This window comes from Thermaerobacillus caldiproteolyticus (assembly GCF_015326725.1).
GTDB classification, from domain to species: Bacteria; Bacillota; Bacilli; order Bacillales; family Anoxybacillaceae; genus Thermaerobacillus; species Thermaerobacillus caldiproteolyticus.
This window is the reverse complement of sequence record NZ_CP064060.1, coordinates 2,228,487-2,248,778: the sequence shown is the minus strand read 5'-3', so window position 1 is coordinate 2,248,778 and position 20,292 is coordinate 2,228,487. Positions and strand designations below refer to the sequence as shown.

Below are 20,292 nucleotides of genomic sequence, written 5' to 3'. Positions count from 1 at the left end.
GAGGCAAATGATGAAAATTGGTTATTTAGGACCGAAAGCAACATTTACCGATTTAGCAGTCACAACGATGTTTCCACAGGCAGAAAAAATTTCGTACGATACGATTCCCGAATGTATTGATGCTGTGAGTCATGGGAAAGTGGAATTAGGGGTGGTACCGCTTGAGAATGCGCTGGAAGGCTCAGTCAATTTAACGATCGACTACCTTATTCATGAGCAATCATTGCCGATTGTCGGGGAAATTATCGCCCCGATTCAACAACATTTAATGGTGCACCCTTATCATGTGAACGGTTGGAAAGACGTGCAAGAAATTTATTCACATTCTCATGCTATTGCGCAATGCCATAAATTTTTACATACCCATTTTAAAAAAGCGAAGTATGTGTATATGACATCAACAAGTGCGGCCGCTAAGTTTGTTAGTGAACACCCTCACCTTCATATCGCCGCGATTGCCAATCGGCTAGCGGCGGAAGAATACGGCTTGACGATTGTTCGTGAAAATATTCACGATTACGATTATAACCATACACGATTTATTATTGTCCGTAGACAAAATGAGGAGTTAACGATTGATTCGCCGCTATATGCTGGTGATAAAACGACTTTGATGATCACGCTTCCGAAAGACCAAGCTGGAGCTCTTCATCAAGTGCTGTCTGCGTTTGCATGGCGAAAATTAAACCTAACAAAAATCGAATCCCGTCCCGCTAAAACCGGATTAGGCAACTACTTCTTTATCATTGACATTGATCAAAAAATGGACGACGTACTCATCCCCGGAGCGATTGCTGAACTCGAAGCACTTGACTGCACCGTTCAAGTGTTAGGGAGTTATCCATACTATATTGTTTAAAAACGTTCATAAACGGCAAACATCTTTGAAATCAAAGTGCTGTTTGTTTTGCCAAAAAGGTGAACAGCGAAACATGGATGTGTAAAGATAGTTTTTATCGTGGGTACAAAATCGGTCATAGCTTCAGATGAAAGGAAATCCCCGGCTGTGAAAATAATCACGGCTGCGGGGATGTTTTTACATGTTTGTATAAAATGCGCTGATGGCTCTGTACCATTTGTTTTGGGAGTTGCTCGACATGAAAAAAGCGAAGATCCAATGATTCGTTAGGGTCCATGTGCAGATCTCCGAGAAATTCGTTCGTTTCGTACACTATGGTGACCATATAGAATTCGTCTCCATTGGCTGCCTTCACGTAGTTATTAGCTCCTGAAATAACATCGATCATTTTGCATTTTCCTATTGTCAGCCCAGTTTCTTCTAACACTTCACGCCGTGCCGTTTCTTCTGTGGATTCCCCCAATTCCATCAATCCACCCGGAAGTCCCCAGAAGCCATGCGGATGTTTTCGTTGTTGTAACAATATTTCACCGTTTTTATTTTTGATAATCACCAATGAACCGACTAAGATTAATGGCCGATGTCCGACAAGGGAGCGAAGTTCTTCAATGTATCCCATTTCGTTCTCCTTTCCATTGGTTTAACAAATAAGTCCCTTACTATAAATGTAAGGGACTTCGTTTCATGATTCAATCAGAAACCCAGCCTTTTTGAGGGCAAGGCAGGCCGCGTCGAGCTTGGCGATGGAGTCCGCTTCCAGCGTATGAAGGTGGGTACCGTCGGTAAGCTGTAATAAGTAAGAGGAATTTGTTTCCTCAATTTTTTGAATGAATTGTTCCACTTCCAGACGGTTGCTGACCATGACGGAAGCGGTTAAATCACCGTAAACGGGATGTTCGATTTTCACATCTTTGACGGTAACGCCGTGATCGACAATAAGCTGCAACTCTTCTTTTGTCTGTTCCGGAGCATGATAGCAAGCAACGACACGAGTATATGTTTCGTGTGGGACGTTGGTTGGAAGGTATAAATAGCCTTGGCTTGTCGCAATAATCGGCTCATTACGCGCTTTCAACAACGAAATGTCCTGCACAATCACTTGACGGCTGACATTTGTTTTCGCTGCCAATTCCGCTCCTGTTAATGGCTGTTCACTTTCTTTGAGCCACTGCAAAATGAGCTTGCGCCGCTGTTCTCCTAAAATTTTCTTCTCCTCTTTCAATCGTTTCTACCCCTTTCTATGTTGACAAATCTCTTCTAGTACGGCCACAAGTCGATCGATTTCCGCAACAGTTGTGAATCTTCCAAAGGAAATGCGCACAAACTGCTTTGCTTCTTCTTTTTCTTTTCCAATCGCCAACATTGTTCGAGAAGGTGCCTGTTTTCCTATTTGGCAAGCACTTCCGGTAGAAATTGCAATGCCATGGCGGTTGCACTCCAACATCGTATATTGTCCTTCGATTCCTTGGACAGAAAGACCGATAATATTCGGTAAATGGGCTTCTGGATGCCCTTCGATTGTAATGGGCAATCTTTTTTCATGAATCAGAGAAATAAAGTATTGCCGCAATTGTTCGAGCCTTGTTTGTTCGTTGATGAGATCGGCACAAATATGTTGCGCCGCTGTGACGAACGATGCGATTCCCGGAACATTGACCGTTCCCGGGCGAAAGCCGTATTCGTGCGTGGCGTTTGGAAAGCAAGCATTCCATTTTATGCGCGGATCGATGTAAACGGCTCCGACTCCTTTTGGACCGTAAATTTTATGAGCAGAAATCGAAAGACTGTCGATACACATTGCTTGGACATCTACATGTATTTTACCAAAGGTTTGGACGCAATCGCTATGAAAGATGACCCCATGTTGGCGCAATCGTTTTCCGATTTCTTGAATTGGCTGAACGGTTCCGATTTCGGGATTAGCATGATGAATTGAGGCGAAAATTGTTCTTGGGGTAATCGCATGTTCGAGTTCCTCGATATCGATCAGTCCAAACCGGTCAACCGGTAAATACGTTACGTCATATCCTTCTGTTTCTAGCTGTTGGAACAAATGATACAACGAGGCATGCTCAGTCGCGGTTGTAATAAGATGGTTCCCTTTATGACGATGTGCTTGAATGATCGAATGAACGGCGAGAATGTTGGACTCGGTACCCCCGCTTGTAAAATAAATTCCACGCTCGTCACCATGAATGAGTGCCGCGAGTTCTTTTCGGCAAATGCCTAACAAGCGATTCGCGGCGCTGCCAATATCGTGTAAGCTGCTCGAATTGCCAAAGTAGGATGTTGCTGCTTCGGTATAAGCGTGCAGCGCTTCTTTGCTCATTGGTGTTGTTGCGGCGTAATCGAAATAAATCATCAAAATCATTCCTTTTTAAAATGATTAAGAAAACTCTTGTCATCAGTTTAAATATATGTCAATATAGGTGTCAAGACAGTTAAAAAATAGGAGGCACCTGTATGCCGAAAGAACATGTCATTATTGTCGGAAGCGGTATAGCCGCTTTAGTGACTGCATGGCACTTACATGAATATCGAAATGTGATAATTTTCACAAAATCCAAAAAGGAAGAAAGTAACTCGTGGTTGGCTCAAGGGGGAGTGGCCGCGGCTTTTTCCAAGCAAGATGACTGGCGGTTTCATTATGAAGATACGATGATCGCGGGTGGTTACCATAACGACGAGCGAGCAGTTGAGACGCTCGTTAAAGAAGGTCCGAAACGGATTCGCGAACTGATTGCTGCTGGCTTACAATTCGACACTGATAAAGATGGACGATTTCATCTTGGAAACGAAGGGGCACATCGACACAGAAGAATTTTGCATGCAGGAGGCGACCAAACAGGGCGAGCGCTTGTTTCGTTTCTGTTGGAGCAGCTGCGCGGGAACGTGACGATCATTGAAGACGAATGTGTCATTGAGTTACTTGTTCATAACGGCCGCTGTATCGGAGTAAAAACGAAAAATCACTCTGGGATTATAGCGGCTCATTACGCGAGTGCCGTCGTTCTTTCGACGGGGGGATGTACGGGGATGTACGAATTTTCTTCGAACGCTTCGACCGTTACTGGTGACGGCATTGCTTTAGCCTATCGCGCAGGTGCGGTTATTACGGATATGGAGTTTATTCAATTTCATCCAACGATGCTTTTTGTTGACGGAAAAGCGGTCGGCCTTATTTCAGAAGCGGTGCGCGGGGAAGGAGCGGTGCTAGTCACCGAAGATGGAACAAGACTGATGGAACATGTCCATCCGCAACAGGATTTAGCTCCTCGCGATATTGTTGCCAGAACGATTCATGGGGAGATCATCAAAGGAAATCGCGTATATTTAGACATTTCTAAGATCGCTAATTTTCCGGAGCGATTTCCGGCCATTACGAAGCTATGCAAATCTTATGGAATCAACATTGAGACAGGAAAGCTTCCTGTGGTACCGGGAGCCCATTTTCTCATGGGCGGCATTCAAGTTGATAGTCGCGGGCAAACGTCTATACCGGGCTTGTATGCAGTAGGGGAAGCGGCTTGTACAGGAGTTCACGGTGCGAACCGTTTAGCGAGCAACTCGCTGCTTGAAGGAATCGTCTTTGGCGCACGGGTAGCAGAAACGTTACGGCAGCATGAGCAAAATACGATCACATACGAGCATCTGGAAAATCGATTTGTGAAAAAAAGCAGAAAATTACTGCCAACGAAACAGCAAATTCAAACAATCATGATGCACTATGTCGGAATCGTCAGAGACGAACAACGTTTAACATATGCAAAACAATGGTTTGAGCAATTTTCAATTCCCGATTTCGTCAACACAAATGTCGACGACTTCAAGTTAGAAGAAATCACGATCATCCATATGCTCATTACAGGATGGTTAATCACAACTTCTGCGTTGCAGCGAACAGAAAGCCGCGGAGGGCATTATCGGCATGATTATCCACATGCAGATGAAAATTGGCAACAACGGCGCATTTTGCGGGTAAAACAGGAACTTATGGCCAAAGTGTGGGGGGAAAAATGATGAATACGATGAAATTACAGCAAATGTTGCAGCAATTTTTTCTAGAAGATATCGGTGATCGTGATGTGACAAGCGAAACGATTTTTCCGAACAAAAAACGAGCAACAGGGGAGTTTCTGGCGAAAGAGGAAGGAGTTTTAGCCGGAACGGACATCATCGCAACAGGCTATCATCTGTTAGACCGGGAGATAGAAATCACTTTGCACAAGAAGGACGGCGAACAGGTGAAAAAAGGAGAACTCATCGCTACGGTTTCTGGTCCGATTGCACCATTACTAACCGGCGAGCGTGTCATTTTAAACTTATTACAGCGAATGAGCGGAATCGCAACATTAACCCATCGCGCTGTTACGACTTTAAATAGCGCACACACACGCATTTGCGATACAAGAAAAACAACGCCAGGGTTACGAATGTTAGAAAAATATGCAGTCACATGTGGAGGCGGCTATAATCATCGCTTCGGTCTGTATGATGGAGTGATGATTAAAGATAATCATATTGCCTTTTGCGGCTCGATTACAAAAGCGGTAGAAGCCGTTCGCGGCAAGCTTGGCCATATGATCAAAATTGAAGTGGAAACAGAAACGAAAGAACAAGTGCTAGAAGCGGTTGAAGCGGGCGTAGATGTGATTATGTTTGATAATCGTACTCCAGAGGAAGTGTGTGAGTTTGTCCAGCTTGTTCCTAAACAGATTATTACGGAAGCGTCTGGAGGAATTACGTTAGAAAATCTTGCGCAATACGGAAATACGGGTGTTGATTATATTTCGTTAGGAATATTAACCCATTCAGCGAAAGCATTAGATATTAGCTTTAATATTGAAGGATGGAAATAGGGGGAGAGAAACGATGAATGTGTTAGAAATGATGAAACAGCATGATGACATGCCACAAGACTATAAAACGATGAGTGTCGAGGAAATGGAAGCGCGTGTCCGTGCCATTAAAGAAAAATTTGGAGAACGGTTGTTTATTCCGGGACATCATTATCAAAAGGATGAGGTCATTCAATTTGCCGATGCGACCGGAGATTCATTGCAGCTTGCACAAGTCGCAGCGAAAAACGATAGAGCGGAATATATTGTATTTTGCGGTGTTCATTTTATGGCAGAAACAGCGGATATATTAACAGGGGATCATCAAAAGGTGATTTTACCTGATATGCGAGCAGGCTGTTCGATGGCCGATATGGCGGATTTGGCACAAGTCGAGCGGGCATGGCCGATTTTGCAGGAGCTATTTGGGGATACGATTTTGCCATTAACATACGTAAACTCAACAGCGGCTATTAAAGCGTTTGTCGGGTGTCATGGCGGAGCCACTGTTACATCGTCCAATGCAGAAAAAATGGTTGCTTGGGCATTGACGCAAAAAGAGAGGATCTTTTTCTTGCCGGATCAACATTTAGGAAGAAACACTGCGTATAAGCTAGGAATCGGTCTCGATGAAATGGCTGTGTGGAATCCGCTCACCGACTCACTTGAATATAAAGGAGATGTGAAACGAATCAAGGTGATTCTTTGGAAAGGGCATTGCTCTGTTCATGAAAATTTCACTATTAAAAATATTGAATACATTCGCCAAACAAAGCCAGATATGAACATTATCGTTCATCCGGAATGCAGCTGGGAGGTTGTTCAGCAGTCGGATTACGCAGGTTCTACGAAATATATTATTGAAACAATTCGAAACGCACCAGCGGGAAGCAAATGGGCGATCGGAACAGAAATGAATTTAGTCAACCGGCTCATTCAACAACATCCAGACAAAGAGATCATTTCGTTAAATCCTTATATGTGTCCATGTCTAACGATGAATCGCATCGATTTGCCGCATTTACTTTGGGCGTTAGAATCATTAGAACAAGGCAAAATCGTCAACCAAATTACCGTTCCATCTTCCATCGCCAAAGATGCCGTTCAAGCGCTTGAACGAATGTTAGCCCATGCATAAGAAAAGCGGAAGTGCTACGAATCGCTCTCAAAGCCAAATGTTCTCCAAGCAAGAGAATGGATTTCATGAATTTCTCTTACCCTATGCTTCGCTTTAAGGAGTTAAAGTAAAACAAGGTCTGATGGAGCATTTCCATCAAGCCTTGTTAATTTTTTATCATAAAATCATCGTTTCGTTCATAAGTTGTGTTGAAGGATCATGGTGACAACAAGCTGAAGCTGAAATACAATGCAAAGAGTTTGGGTGTAGGAGGGGAACGGAGTGAAAATCCATATCGTGCAAAAAGGCGACACGCTTTGGAAGATTGCGCAAAAATATGGGGTCGACTTTGAACAATTGAAGAAAATGAACGGTCATTTAAGCAATCCGGATATGATTATGCCGGGGATGAAAATTAAAGTGCCGACAGCAGGAGTCCCTGTCAAAAAAGAAATGCAAAAGAAAGAGACAAAAATTAATATCGCTCCGAAGAAAGAAGTGCCGAATATAGAACATCCATATGCCAATGTGAAACCATTTGTTTCGTTTGACATCGAAGCGGAGGTCTCTCCGAATATTAACGTCAATCCGCCAACCCAAGTAACATCAAAAGAAAATGTAAAAGAAACGCCGAAAGAAGCAGTGAATAAGATACCGAAAGAAAACATCAAAGAGACACCAAAATCAGTAATAAACGAGGAACCGAAAGAAACGCCAAAAGAAGCAGTGAACAAAGTACCAAAAGAAAATATCAACGAGATACCAAAGGAGAACAAAGTCGTCAATGAAAGTCCATCGAAAATCACTAATGAAGCGCCAAAACCATTAGAAACGAATAAAGAACCTCAAAAAGATTTGGAAAAAATAGTGAATGTATCACCGCTCACGCATACGATTCCACCAGTATCTCCTCAAGCAAATGTCAATTTTTCGAATGTCATACCGAATTTGCCGCCCCTTCCGCCAAAGCCAGCAAATATTTTACCAGGCATTATGAAGCATGATACAGAATTCGAAAGTCCGGCGGAAATAAAAGCAGAAAAAGAAAAAGATATAGATCATGAACAGCCGCCGGAGTTGCCAAAAATTCCTTATGTTCCGGTAATGCCGCAACAAACGTCACCGCAATATGGGATACCGGTACAGCCGAATGTTCAATTGCAAGAACCACCATGCGTTCCGGTTACTCCTGTTTTACCGGGGCACGGATTTTATTATTCGCCAATCTCACCAATAGGAGGATATCCGCCGTATCCACAGCCGCCGATGCCGGGATTGATGGAAAGCAGTTCACATCAGTTTCCGGGTATTCATGAAAGCAGCAGTGAATCGTCGGAGTTCGTACCACCAATGCCTAATGTAGCAGCACCCAATATATCACCAAATATATCACCGAATATATCACCGATGCCCAATGTAGCAGCATCGAATATAAGCCCAGAGACAAAAGAAAATGTACCGCCACAAGTACAGAGTCCTGTACCGTTGCCTTATCCAACAACACCGTGCGTACCTGTTACACCGATTATGCCTGGGTATGGATGGTATCCGCCAGCTTATCAAGGGCCGTATATGCCGGCTGCTCCATCTCATTATCCTGTCCCAACATATCCGGTACAACCGTTTCCTGTTTATCCAACACAACAGCAACCATCTATATATCCCGTTACACAAGCGCCGGGGCAACCGTATTTTCCGCCAGCTCCACAGCAATTATTTATGATGCCCGAATATGGAGAGAGCAGCGAACATGACTAATAGAAACGGGAGAGACGATACCATTGATCGTCTCTCTTTTCTTCTTGAGGCGGAATATGGGTTGCATCTCGAGAAACTTACTGTTTTAAAGCCGCGAGTATGGCTCGTTCATACGGATGAAGGGAAGTGGATATTAAAGGGATATCAAACATTTTCAGAAGCGGCTCGGCAGCTGTTATTTCTTCATTCATTAAATCAAGCGGGGTTTTCCAACGCTCCCTCGATACGAACGACGACATTTCAGAACGGAATTTTTACGTTTCAACAAGCGTACTGGATATTACAAACCTACATTCCCCATGTGAAACGATTATCGTTCACTTATGAAAGTGATATTCGTGACGGTCTGACTTTATTGATGAAGTATCATACGTTTACTGAGCAATTAGTCAACATTCCGTTTTTTCGAGCTACGCTTCCTCATTATCATTTGTACGAGAAATGGTGGCAGCGTTATCATTATTTCTATTCTCATTTGCCGTTCATCGAACGAGTGATGGACAAGGAAGAGCTTGCTTTTATTCTTGAATGCGCCCAATATTTCCTGCATTCTTTTTCGCGATTTGCTCCTTCTTTAGCAGAAGAAGCGGTGACCATTATCCACGGAGATGTTGCGTCCCACAATTTTTTACGGACAGAGGAAGGAACGGTATACTTAATTGACTATGATTTAATTGTTATTGCGCCGTCAAGTATTGATTATTTGCAGTACGCGAGTCGCATTTTACCGCATTTACAATGGTCAATGGATCGTTTGCAGGAATTTCCGCCGTTTTCCTTATGGTTAACAAAGCCATGGTTTTTGCATGCACTTCTTTTTCCTGCAGATATTATGCGTGAATGGCGAATTATTTTACAAAACAACAGGCTGTGGACGATTCCCTATTTTCATGAACGTAAACAGTTTGTCCAAAAAATCGTTCATATGATAAGATAACGTATATGTCATTTTTCGTGAAAGGAAGTCGAATGATGGAAGAGAAAATTCAAAAACTGATTGAATGGCTTCGTGAACAAGTGGCAAATGCAGGGCTTAACGGCGCGATTGTCGGAATTAGTGGCGGAATCGATTCCGCAGTTGTAGCTCATCTCATTAAGCGAGCATTTCCTGACAACTCGTTAGGATTAATTATGCCGTGTAAAAGCAATCCGAAAGATAAGGAAGATGCCTTAAAAGTTGTTGAAAGTTGCGGAATTAAGCATTTTGTCATTGATTTAACGGAAACGCATCAAACGTTATTTCGCGAAATTGAAAAGCAGTTAAAAGAAAAAGGCGAGTGGAACGAAGAAGCAGCACGGTTAGGTGATGCGAATACGCGAGCACGCTTAAGAATGACAACATTGTATGCTGTTGCCAATAATTATGGTTACATCGTTGTCGGAACCGACAATGCGGCGGAGTGGCATACAGGATATTTTACAAAATATGGTGATGGCGGAGTCGATTTAGTGCCGCTCGTTCATTTTACTAAAGGAGAAGTTCGCGAAATGGCACGCATTCTTGGCGTTCCTGAAGAAATTATTACGAAAGCGCCAAGCGCAGGATTATGGGAAGGACAAACAGATGAGAGTGAAATGGGAACAACATATGAGATGATCGATAAATATTTAAAAGGCGAAGAAATCCCTGAAAAGGACCGACAAATTATTGAACGCCTACATAACCGCTCTCATCATAAACGTCAATTAGCGATTGCGCCGCCAAAATTCTAGTCTTACCGCTAACTAACAGCGATAAAATCCCCGCTTATTTGCCAAGCTAAGGATAGGTCAAAGGAAGTTTCTTTGACCTCGTTCGAAGGCAAATAAGGGGGGTTTTTTCCGTTGAGAAGAGTAATGACAGCAATTGGGATGGTTTGCCTTGCCGGAGGACTCGCTGCGTGTGCAAATTATGCAGACAATGACAATACGCGATATAACGATACGACCCGCCCGATCGGGTATTATTCCACTGACCGCTTAAACGATCAATATCGCTACGGTCGTTACGGAACGAACCGTGAAAATTATGATAATGCTTATATATTGAATGGTCAAAGCGGCCCAATAACGGATTTTCTAGGTACGGATAACAACCGCACGCGTATTCCAGGTCTCACTGGATTTGATACAGAAACACCAGCTCTTCCGCTTGATGATGATTTCGGTGATGCAGACCGAAATTATCATGGACATTTAAACTCAATGAACGCGAAAACGCATCCATCGTATTATAAACATTATGATGGACGACTAGCAGAAACAGTAGCTCGCCGCGCTGCTACGGTAAAGGAAGTTGGGGATGCGCGTGCCCTTGTCTATAACGACCATGTGTTAGTCGCCATTACAACGAACGAAAAAGACACGAATCGTGTTGAACGATTAGTGTCCAAAGCGATTGCGCCATATACAAAGGGAAAACATGTGCGCGTTGTGTCAAATCCAAGCATGTACAATCGCGTTCGGGTGATTGATAATAACATTCGCTATGGACGTCCGTCTGAAGAAATTGAACGGGATTTAAAAACAATTTTCTATAACGGGCAAATTATTGAGCGTCCAGCTAACCATCGATAAAATCATATAAGGGATGCCACTTGTTATAGGGCATCCCTTCTTGATGAAATTTTACCGTTTCGTGTTTTTTTGGTATAGTAATATCGGAAATTTCGTGTGATGAGAGGAGAAATTTAGAATGGCTGGACATTCTAAGTGGAAGAATATTCAACGCCGAAAAAATGCGCAAGATGCAAAGCGCGGAAAACTGTTTATGAAGTTAGCGAAAGAGATTTATGTCGCTGCAAAAATGGGCGGAGGTGACCCGAGCACTAATCCGAGCTTACGCCTTGTCATCGAAAAAGCGAAAGCGGCCAATATGCCGAATGAAAACATTGAGCGCGCTATAAAAAAAGCAACAGGAAATCAAGACAATACGAACTATGAAGAGATTCGCTATGAAGGATATGGTCCGGGTGGCGTTGCAGTCATGGTTGTCTGCTTAACTGATAATAAAAATCGGACTGCCTCTAACGTGCGTGTAGCGTTTTCGAAAAACGGCGGCAACCTAGGTGAAACAGGCTGCGTATCCTACTTGTTCGACCGAAAAGGATTGCTTGTCATCGCGAGAGAAGGACTTGACATTGATGAAGACGAAATGCTTCTTCAAGCGATCGAAGCAGGCGCGGAAGAAATGGAAACAACTGAGGACTCATTTGAAATTTATACAGCGCCAGAAACGTTCGAAGACGTCAAAAATCAGCTGGAAGCGAACGGTTTTACATTTGTGAGTGCGGAAATTACCATGATTCCGCAAACATACACGACGCTAACCGGCGACGATTTAACGAAAATGCTCAAACTCATCGACACGCTTGAAGACGACGATGACGTGCAGGAAGTATATCATAATTTAGATGAGTCAGGGATTGAGTAATGATTGTTGATATATCAACGTGTTATGTCCTTATTTCCGCTTAAAACATCCAAAAAATCTGATGGATGATGACATACATTCTAAAAATCATCATCCCGCGTTACGATATCCATCCAATGCATAAGAAATTGACTTTTTATGCAAAGGATGGATTTTTTATGCTTTTACATGAGGTGTTGCAGGAATTTCTTTATTACATCCAAGTCAAGAATTATACAGGGCAAACGATAAAAACAATAATAAGGCATTTATTAAGTATCTACAGAACGAGTGGCAATTTGAAGAAGTTGAAGAGGTCAAGTCATCACATATTAAAGCGTATATGATGTATCTAAAAAACAAAGGCAGAAAAGAAACATACATCAACAGTATTTGCGCTCCCTATTTAATTACTGTGTAGAAGAAGGGGATCTTTCTCCAAAGTAAAATCCTTGTACACATGTAAAGAAGTTTAAATTTGATGTTGAGCACGGATGGCTTAAGTTTCTTTGATTGGGAGCGCTTAGCTATGGAGAAATTAAGCGAAAAGTGACTGAAAAGATTAGAAGGGAATGGATAAAACCTCTTTTATTGGTGAAAATAGAAGTAGATTTTATTTTTACCTTGAAAGAGGGGAAGAGATGGTGCGAGTTCATTCCATTTATGTTATGGCGATGATCGTATGGCTGCTTTCCACATCAAATGTTTTCGCGGAGCCGTCCCCCGTGAAAATGAATGTAATTTTAGAACGAATGTATTTAGATGGGGAAGTCAGTGAAGAAATTAGAGAAGAAACAGTTGTCTCTATGAAAGATATATGGAAAAAATATGAAGGATGGCAGCTTGTCGATATGGATGACGAGCAAATTGTCTTTCAAAAAACGATCAATGACATTTCGCCTCTTTTAAAAGCGAATGGGTATTTTGGGCTGACGAAAAACGGAACGCTGTCCATTTTTGAAGGAAAGCCCAATAAATCATCGCGCGTCATTCAATCGTTTTTCCAAATTGACATCAAAAAGTTAGAAAGCCGGCAACATGAACAATTAAAAAAAGGGATTCGCGTCATTTCGAAATCGCAGTATAAAGATATTATTGAAACATACCGGCATTTTGCGCTGATGCCGTAAAAAGACTTATCGCTACGATAGGTCTTTTTGTTTTGGACAAAGAGGAATATACATTCGCTTTTTTCTCATTGTATGGTACAATGAAAAGCAGTGAGAAAAAGGAGAGGAGTACGGTCTTGATTGAGTTTATCCGTGGATATATCGATTATGTTTGTCCTGAATATATTGTTGTTGAAAGCAATGGAGTAGGGTATCAAATTTTCACTCCAAATCCGTTTTCGTTTCACAAAAGTCATGATACAATCGTGACGGTCTATACATATCAATATGTGCGGGAAGATGCGATCGCCTTATACGGATTTCGCACGCGCGAAGAACGAACATTGTTTGCGAAACTTTTGCAAGTCTCCGGCATCGGGCCAAAAGGGGGACTGGCGATTTTAGCGGCTGGGCAACCGCGGCAGCTTGTTGAGGCGATTGAACAGGAAGATGAAAAGTTTTTATGCAAATTTCCGGGTGTCGGCAAAAAAACGGCACGGCAAATGATTCTTGATTTAAAAGGTAAGCTGCAATCGGTCGTTCCAGACGCTTTTCCAGATTTGTTTACTTCACACGAAGAGTCGCTTTCTCCGCAATTATCGGCGCTTGAGGAAGCGATTGAGGCGTTAAAAGTGCTCGGATATGCAGAACGGGAAATTCAAAAAGTGATGCCGTCATTAATGAAAGAAAATCTGTCCACCGATCAATATATTAAGCTAGCGCTCCAAAAATTATTAAAATAGGGAGGGGAGGAGAATGGAAGAGCGTCTTGTCTCCAGTGATGCTCATCGCGAAGACGTTTCACTTGAATATAGTCTCCGCCCGAAATTTTTACACGAATATATTGGACAAGATGGAGTAAAAGATAATTTAAAAGTATTTATTGAAGCAGCGAAAATGCGCGGGGAAACACTTGACCATGTGCTTTTATACGGTCCGCCAGGGCTTGGGAAAACGACGCTGGCAACGATTATTGCTAATGAAATGGGAGGTAACATCCGTACTACCGCTGGCCCGGCGATTGAGCGTCCCGGTGATTTAGCGGCGATTTTAACTTCCCTTGAGCCCGGCGATGTGTTGTTTATTGACGAAATTCATCGCCTGCAACGCTCAGTAGAAGAGGTGCTGTATCCGGCGATGGAAGACTATTGTTTAGATATTGTTATCGGCAAAGGGCAAACGGCGCGTTCAGTTCGCATTGATCTTCCGCCGTTTACACTCGTTGGTGCCACGACGAGAGCAGGGGCATTATCGGCTCCGCTTCGTGATCGCTTTGGCGTGTTAAGCCGTTTGGAATATTACGCCCCAGCGCAATTGGCGCAAATTGTCAAACGAACTGCCGATATTCTTGAGGTAGGCATCGAAGAAGAGGCGGCATTTGAAATTGCACGGCGTTCGCGAGGAACACCGCGCATTGCCAATCGCTTATTGCGGCGCGTTCGCGATTTTGCCCAAGTGCGCGGCGATGGAACGATTACGTTTGCGTTAGCCCAAGAAGCGCTTGAGCTATTGCAAGTCGATCGACTCGGATTAGACCATATTGACCATAAATTATTAAAAGCGATTATGGAAAAATTCATGGGCGGGCCGGTTGGGCTCGACACGATTGCCGCTACGATCGGCGAAGAGGCACAGACAATCGAGGATGTGTATGAACCGTATTTGCTGCAAATCGGCTTTTTACAGCGAACATCACGCGGGCGCATCGTAACAAGTCTTGCTTATGAGCATTTTGGAATGGAGGTTCCAGAAAAATGAATAACCTTCCAAAAACAATTATGGTGATCGGGGTTGTATTGATTATCATTGGGTTTCTTATGCAGTTTATTAAACTAGGTCGACTTCCTGGAGATATTATTATTCGAAAAGGAAATACGACATTTTATTTTCCGGTTGTCACGTCGATTGTGTTAAGCGTCGTGTTATCATTCATTTTTTACGTGCTTAGTCGGTTTCGTTGAACATAACTGCAAAAAAGAGGTGAGCTACTGTGAAAGTAGACTTATTTGATTTTGATTTACCAGAAGAGTTAATTGCGCAAACACCGCTTCCGAATCGCGAAGCGTCAAGATTGATGGTACTTGATAAACAAACGGGCGCGATCAAACATGAAACCTTTCGTGCGATTTTATCGTATTTACGTGAGGGAGATTGTCTTGTATTAAATGATACGCGCGTATTACCTGCGCGCCTTTATGGAGAAAAAGAAGATACAGGGGCAAACATTGAAGTGCTGTTATTAAAACAAGTGAAAGGTGATCGCTGGGAAACGTTAGTGAAGCCTGCGAAACGTGTGAAGATAGGAACGACGATTTTGTTTGGTGACGGGCGGTTAAGAGCGACATGTGTCGATACGCTCGAACATGGGGGGCGTGTGCTTGAGTTTGAATATGAAGGAATTTTTTATGAAGTGCTAGAGGCGCTTGGAGAAATGCCGCTCCCGCCTTACATTAAAGAGCAGTTAGACGACCGCGAACGCTATCAAACTGTGTATGCTCGCGAACGGGGCTCAGCGGCGGCACCGACCGCAGGACTTCACTTTACCGAACAGCTTCTTGACGATATTCGTGCCAAAGGAGTACATATCGCGTTTATTACGCTTCATGTCGGTCTCGGCACATTCCGCCCTGTTAATGTCGAAAATGTTGAAGAGCATGATATGCACGCCGAATTTTATCAAATGACAGAGGGAACGGCGAGATTGTTAAATGAAGTGAGACAGCAAGGCGGACGTATTATTGCTGTCGGCACGACGACGACGCGCACGTTAGAAACGATTGCTTCAAGACATAACGGTACTTTTGTCGCTGAAAGCGGCTGGACGAGCATATTCATTTATCCGGGCTATGAGTTCAAGGCGATTGATGGCATGGTGACGAATTTTCATTTGCCAAAATCGACGTTGATTATGCTTGTCAGCGCGCTCGCCGGGCGAGAAAACGTCTTGCATGCTTATGAAGAGGCAGTAAAAGAACGCTATCGTTTCTTTAGTTTTGGTGATGCCATGTTGATTATTTAAGAGAAGCGGAGGTGAGCCGCCTCCCCACCGAAAGGCGTTAGAGGATTAGCAAGGAGGCTCAATTCGGCTCTTGCTACGTCCTGTGATCTGCCGAGTGATAGACAATTGTATCCTCCCGCAGCGGGGACAAAGCGTCGCAAATCGCTCTCAAAACCAAATGTTTTTCGAGTATGGAAATGTTTGTGATTTAGAGACGGGAAGATAGAGAATTTGCATTTTTACTTTCCTACCTTTTTAGAAAGGAGATACTCATTTGACAGCAATTCGATATGAATTAATCAAAACATGTAAGCAAACCGGAGCACGGCTTGGGATCATTCATACTCCACACGGTTCCTTTGAAACGCCGATGTTTATGCCGGTTGGCACGCTGGCAACGGTGAAAACTTTGTCGCCGGAAGAATTAAAGGAAATGGGCGCAGGGATTATTTTAAGCAATACGTACCATTTATGGCTTCGTCCGGGGCATGACATTGTCAAAGAAGCCGGTGGGCTTCATTCGTTTATGAACTGGGATCGCGGTATTTTGACCGATTCCGGCGGCTTTCAAGTGTTTAGTTTAAGCGAATTCCGAAGAATTGAGGAAGAAGGAGTGTATTTCCGAAATCATTTAAACGGGGATAAGCTCTTCCTTTCTCCAGAAAAAGCAATGGAGATTCAAAATGCGCTCGGTTCGGATATTATGATGGCGTTTGACGAATGCCCGCCATATCCGGCAACATATGAATATATGAAGCAGTCGGTGGAGCGGACGAGCCGTTGGGCGGAGCGCTGTTTAAAAGCACATCAACGCCCGCATGACCAAGGATTGTTTGGTATTGTTCAAGGCGGTGAATTTGAAGATCTTCGAAAACAAAGTGCACAAGACTTAGTATCGCTTGATTTTCCTGGATATGCCGTAGGTGGATTGTCCGTTGGTGAACCAAAAGAAGTAATGAACCGCGTTTTAGAATTTACAACTCCGCTTTTACCGGCGAATAAACCTCGCTATCTAATGGGGGTAGGTTCTCCGGATTCGCTCATTGACGGAGTGATCCGCGGCATCGATATGTTTGACTGCGTCTTGCCGACACGCATTGGTCGCAACGGAACGGTCATGACAAGCGAAGGACGCGTCGTTATTAAAAACGCGCAATACGCGAGAGACTTTACACCGCTTGATCCAAATTGTGACTGTTACACATGCCGCAACTATACACGTGCGTACATTCGACATTTAATAAAATGTGATGAAACGTTCGGAATTCGTTTAACTTCTTATCATAATGTGTATTTTCTGATAAAATTGATGGAGCAAGTGAGACAAGCTATTCGTGACGATCGTCTTGGCGACTTCCGCGAAGAGTTTTTTGAACGATATGGGTTTAACAAACCGAATGCGAAAAACTTTTAATTCCATTGCTTAGAAAGGGGTGAAATCGATGGCAACGCTAGTCAATTTATTACCAATTCTTTTATTTTTCGTGATTTTCTACTTTCTGTTACTTCGTCCGCAGCAAAAACGCCAGCGTGCGATTCAACAAATGCAGGCGAACTTAAAGAAAGGGGATAAAATCGTCACGATTGGTGGATTGCACGGCATTATCGACTCAGTTGATGAAGATAAAATCGTGATCCGTGCTGGTGACGGTACTCGCCTTACATACGATCGCTCAGCGGTGCGTGAAGTAGTTGCAGAAAATAAGTAAACGAATAAGGCTGCTTCTTCATTTGAAGAAGCAGCCTTTGTTTTTTACATTTAACTTTGTGATGCGGTTATGTTCACTCCAAGAACTCCTCCAAGCATAGCTGCTGCTAAAAAGCCGAGATGGTAGAGCCATTGCTTAAGCGAGAATGATTGCTCTAGTCCTAAAAACTGGAACAAAAGGACAATCACTGTGAATAGTACACCCGTAGCCCCACCCATAAGCCAGCCTTTTTCTTTCCCTTTTCCACCGGCGACAAATCCTCCAATAAACATTGATAAAAGGGAGCTTGTGAAAATCATCCATGTCAATGACGACTCTTCGATACTTGTAAATTTCATCATTAAAGATAAAAAGAAACTGACGATAGCGGCAAGTAAAAAAATCGTCACAATTCCATAGACAATCGCTTTCCCTAACCTTGTCATTTTTTCTCCCCCCTCGTCCTATGGATGTTTTTAGCAAAAGTATATTCGCCGCAGGACATGTTTAGAAGTGGGCTTGATTATTTTTTTATCAGGAAAAAGACACGGAGAAACGGAATTCGCATCAATTCTTCACGTTTAATGAGCTTGAAGATGATTAAAAGCAACATGTAAACGATGGTAGTAATGATGATAGCAGCAGTCGTTCGTACATTGAGCGGAAATGTCGCAAAAGAATGGGAGAACGTCATATAGCCGACGATGCCAGCGATCAGCATTGTGATGGAAGCCTTGATATATTCTGTGACATAGACGGAATAGGACACAACTTTGACCATCGTTGCAAAATGAAGAAGTGTGACTAACACGGTGCCGATGGCGATCGCTAATGCGGCTCCCATAATTCCTAAACTTGGTCGCGTCGCTAATGCAAAAATACATACTGTTTTTACAACCGCTCCAATAAGGCTGTTCGTCATGGCTGCTTTAGCTAGATCAAGACCTTGTAAAACTGCTTGTAATGGACCTTGAAAGTAATAGAATAGGAAAAACGGCGCCATTACTTTTACGAAAATGGATGCCTCGCTTGTACCGTACATGAGTTGCATAAGTGGATCGGCGAATACGTATAAGACGATGACCGACAGCCCGCCTGTAACGAGGGAAAGACGCATTGCTTGTTGGATTCGATGTTCAATAAGAATCATTTGCTGTTGGGCAGCCGCTTCGCTAATCGCAGGAACGAGAGACGTCGATAACGAATATGTAATAAACGACGGCAGCATCAGCAAAGGAAGTGCATATCCTGTGAGTTCTCCGTATTGTTTTGTCGCAAGAGAGGTAGCGACTCCGGCAATCGCTAAACTGTTGGCGACGACAATTGGTTCAAAAAACCAAGCAATTGAACCGATGAGGCGGCTCCCGGTTGTCGGTAACGCGATGCGCATTAAGCTCACAAATGTTTCTTTTCCCGCTTTGACATGTTTAAAAAACTGCGTTCGTACTTTCATTCGCTTTTTCAGTTTAAACATATACAATAAATAAACGAGAGAAACGAATTCCCCGATTACGGAAGAAAGCATTGCTCCGGCAGCTGCGTACTCAATTCCGTATGGTAAAAAGGCTTTCGTGCAAACAGCGATTAAACTGATGCGAACGATTTGCTCAATCAATTGAGAATATGCGTACGGTTTCATTTGTTGTTTTCCTTGGAAATAACCACGCAATACGGAGGAGATAGCGACAATAGGAACAACTGGTGAAATCGCCAATAATGGATAATACGTGCGCGGATCAGTGAATAATGTTGTTGACAAAGTCGGAGCAAGCAAAATCATCGCCGGGAAAAAGATGATGCTTAGCCCCCCGGTGGTCGCTAAAGAAACGACAAGAATTTTCTTTACTTTCCGTTGGTCGCCGACCGCCTCTGCCTCGGCAACCAGCTTGGAAATCGCCACAGGAAGCCCCATTTGGGTAATCGTAATTGCTAATACGAGCGTCGGAACAGCCATCATGTACAAGCCGACGCCCTCTCCTCCAATAACACGTGCCACAACAATTCGATTGACAAATCCAAGAACTCTTGTAACGAGGCCGGCAACGATTAATATGAGCGTTCCTTTTAAAAATTTAGACATATCATCTCCCTACCTTCTCAAACGCGGTAATCTTTTATACAATTAACTATATGCATACCATGTGAACAAGCATGACAAGTACTGCCGTTCAATAAAAGGGGAGAAGGGGTCGATCATGGATAAAGAGAAAATAGAAGAGTTGCGCGAACAACTTATGCCGGTGTTAGAATGCAAATACGATGAGTTTCGGTTGCTTGGCTATGAACAAGTGGAGATCGAACAAATTTGGGAGTGTTTATTTTATAAAAAATGGAAAAAATTAAATGAGAAAAAAAAATTATTTGAGCTAGTTGAAGACATTCTGTCGCTTCGTATCGGTGATTATATGGCGTTTTTAACTATGAAAACGTATCAGCAACAGCGTTCGGCAGACGGTAACGACTTAGAGGTGGCGTTGAAAGAATTATTGTAATAATGTTTTGGCATTTGACAGCTCTCGGAAACTGTTTCATAA

22 protein-coding genes are annotated in these 20,292 nt (G+C 43.1%); 17 read left to right on the top strand and 5 right to left on the bottom strand.

Annotated elements, in window-relative coordinates; genetic code table 11:
• Nucleotides 1-10: 10 nt before the first annotated feature.
• Complete coding sequence (gene pheA, locus ISX45_RS11265) at nt 11-859, top strand: prephenate dehydratase (RefSeq protein ID WP_181554557.1); 849 nt, start codon at nt 11-13, stop codon at nt 857-859.
• 157 nt (nt 860-1,016) lie between these two features.
• Here pheA and ISX45_RS11260 read toward each other — a convergent pair whose 3' ends face one another.
• The 3 genes from ISX45_RS11260 to ISX45_RS11250 form a co-directional block, all read right to left on the bottom strand.
• Nucleotides 1,017-1,478 (bottom strand): NUDIX hydrolase, encoded by a 462-nt coding sequence (locus tag ISX45_RS11260; RefSeq protein WP_194518996.1) that lies wholly within the window; start codon nt 1,476-1,478, stop codon nt 1,017-1,019.
• Between the two features lie 63 nt (nt 1,479-1,541).
• The gene (locus tag ISX45_RS11255) at nt 1,542-2,081 is read right to left on the bottom strand and encodes a transcription repressor NadR (RefSeq protein ID WP_181554555.1); all 540 of its coding nucleotides are present in this window, start codon (nt 2,079-2,081) and stop codon (nt 1,542-1,544) included.
• Between the two features lie 6 nt (nt 2,082-2,087).
• On the bottom strand, nt 2,088-3,221 hold the full coding sequence (locus ISX45_RS11250) for an IscS subfamily cysteine desulfurase (protein WP_194518995.1): 1,134 nt from the start codon (nt 3,219-3,221) through the stop codon (nt 2,088-2,090).
• 101 nt (nt 3,222-3,322) lie between these two features.
• On the opposite strand from ISX45_RS11250, the gene nadB reads away from it, so the two are divergent.
• From nadB to yajC, 15 genes are all read left to right on the top strand, one after another.
• Nucleotides 3,323-4,879 carry an L-aspartate oxidase gene (nadB, locus tag ISX45_RS11245; RefSeq protein WP_194518994.1) on the top strand — a complete coding sequence of 519 codons (1,557 nt, stop codon included), beginning with the start codon at nt 3,323-3,325 and terminating at the stop codon, nt 4,877-4,879.
• Nucleotides 4,879-5,718, top strand: coding sequence for a carboxylating nicotinate-nucleotide diphosphorylase (gene nadC / locus ISX45_RS11240; RefSeq protein ID WP_181554552.1), 840 nt, complete (start codon nt 4,879-4,881; stop codon nt 5,716-5,718). Before nadB ends, nadC begins: the two co-directional genes overlap by 1 nt.
• Nucleotides 5,719-5,731: 13 nt before the next feature.
• Nucleotides 5,732-6,835 (top strand): quinolinate synthase NadA, encoded by a 1,104-nt coding sequence (gene nadA / locus ISX45_RS11235; protein ID WP_194518993.1) that lies wholly within the window; start codon nt 5,732-5,734, stop codon nt 6,833-6,835.
• Nucleotides 6,836-7,096: 261 nt separating this feature from the next.
• Nucleotides 7,097-8,572, top strand: coding sequence for a SafA/ExsA family spore coat assembly protein (gene safA, locus ISX45_RS11230; protein WP_194518992.1), 1,476 nt, complete (start codon nt 7,097-7,099; stop codon nt 8,570-8,572).
• The gene (locus ISX45_RS11225) at nt 8,565-9,509 is read left to right on the top strand and encodes a phosphotransferase (RefSeq protein ID WP_181554549.1); all 945 of its coding nucleotides are present in this window, start codon (nt 8,565-8,567) and stop codon (nt 9,507-9,509) included. Before safA ends, ISX45_RS11225 begins: the two co-directional genes overlap by 8 nt.
• Nucleotides 9,510-9,544: 35 nt before the next feature.
• Nucleotides 9,545-10,285, top strand: coding sequence for an NAD(+) synthase (nadE, locus tag ISX45_RS11220; RefSeq protein WP_181554548.1), 741 nt, complete (start codon nt 9,545-9,547; stop codon nt 10,283-10,285).
• A 111-nt stretch (nt 10,286-10,396) separates the two neighbouring features.
• Nucleotides 10,397-11,128: a YhcN/YlaJ family sporulation lipoprotein gene (locus ISX45_RS11215; RefSeq protein ID WP_407649632.1), complete on the top strand. Its 732-nt coding sequence runs from the start codon at nt 10,397-10,399 to the stop codon at nt 11,126-11,128.
• A gap of 118 nt (nt 11,129-11,246) precedes the next feature.
• On the top strand, nt 11,247-11,984 hold the full coding sequence (locus ISX45_RS11210) for a YebC/PmpR family DNA-binding transcriptional regulator (RefSeq protein ID WP_181554547.1): 738 nt from the start codon (nt 11,247-11,249) through the stop codon (nt 11,982-11,984).
• Between the two features lie 653 nt (nt 11,985-12,637).
• Complete coding sequence (locus tag ISX45_RS11205) at nt 12,638-13,093, top strand: BofC C-terminal domain-containing protein (RefSeq protein WP_374058287.1); 456 nt, start codon at nt 12,638-12,640, stop codon at nt 13,091-13,093.
• A gap of 116 nt (nt 13,094-13,209) precedes the next feature.
• Complete coding sequence (gene ruvA, locus ISX45_RS11200; protein ID WP_181554546.1) at nt 13,210-13,815, top strand: Holliday junction branch migration protein RuvA; 606 nt, start codon at nt 13,210-13,212, stop codon at nt 13,813-13,815.
• A gap of 13 nt (nt 13,816-13,828) precedes the next feature.
• Nucleotides 13,829-14,830 (top strand): Holliday junction branch migration DNA helicase RuvB, encoded by a 1,002-nt coding sequence (gene ruvB / locus ISX45_RS11195; protein WP_181554545.1) that lies wholly within the window; start codon nt 13,829-13,831, stop codon nt 14,828-14,830.
• Nucleotides 14,827-15,033: a DUF2905 domain-containing protein gene (locus ISX45_RS11190; RefSeq protein ID WP_194518991.1), complete on the top strand. Its 207-nt coding sequence runs from the start codon at nt 14,827-14,829 to the stop codon at nt 15,031-15,033. Before ruvB ends, ISX45_RS11190 begins: the two co-directional genes overlap by 4 nt.
• 29 nt (nt 15,034-15,062) lie before the next feature.
• Nucleotides 15,063-16,091, top strand: a complete 1,029-nt coding sequence (gene queA / locus ISX45_RS11185; RefSeq protein WP_194518990.1) for a tRNA preQ1(34) S-adenosylmethionine ribosyltransferase-isomerase QueA — start codon at nt 15,063-15,065, stop codon at nt 16,089-16,091.
• 253 nt (nt 16,092-16,344) lie between these two features.
• Nucleotides 16,345-17,484, top strand: a complete 1,140-nt coding sequence (gene tgt, locus ISX45_RS11180) for a tRNA guanosine(34) transglycosylase Tgt (RefSeq protein WP_181554542.1) — start codon at nt 16,345-16,347, stop codon at nt 17,482-17,484.
• Between the two features lie 28 nt (nt 17,485-17,512).
• Nucleotides 17,513-17,779, top strand: coding sequence for a preprotein translocase subunit YajC (gene yajC, locus ISX45_RS11175; protein WP_181554541.1), 267 nt, complete (start codon nt 17,513-17,515; stop codon nt 17,777-17,779).
• Between the two features lie 50 nt (nt 17,780-17,829).
• On the opposite strand, the gene ISX45_RS11170 is transcribed toward yajC, so the two are convergent.
• Together ISX45_RS11170 and spoVB are read right to left on the bottom strand one after the other, a co-directional pair.
• The gene (locus ISX45_RS11170) at nt 17,830-18,204 is read right to left on the bottom strand and encodes a TIGR04086 family membrane protein (RefSeq protein ID WP_194518989.1); all 375 of its coding nucleotides are present in this window, start codon (nt 18,202-18,204) and stop codon (nt 17,830-17,832) included.
• A 77-nt stretch (nt 18,205-18,281) separates the two neighbouring features.
• Nucleotides 18,282-19,838, bottom strand: coding sequence for a stage V sporulation protein B (gene spoVB, locus ISX45_RS11165; RefSeq protein ID WP_181554539.1), 1,557 nt, complete (start codon nt 19,836-19,838; stop codon nt 18,282-18,284).
• 115 nt (nt 19,839-19,953) lie between these two features.
• Between spoVB and ISX45_RS11160 the strand changes: the two genes are divergently transcribed.
• On the top strand, nt 19,954-20,250 hold the full coding sequence (locus ISX45_RS11160) for a post-transcriptional regulator (RefSeq protein ID WP_181554538.1): 297 nt from the start codon (nt 19,954-19,956) through the stop codon (nt 20,248-20,250).
• Nucleotides 20,251-20,292: the final 42 nt, after the last annotated feature.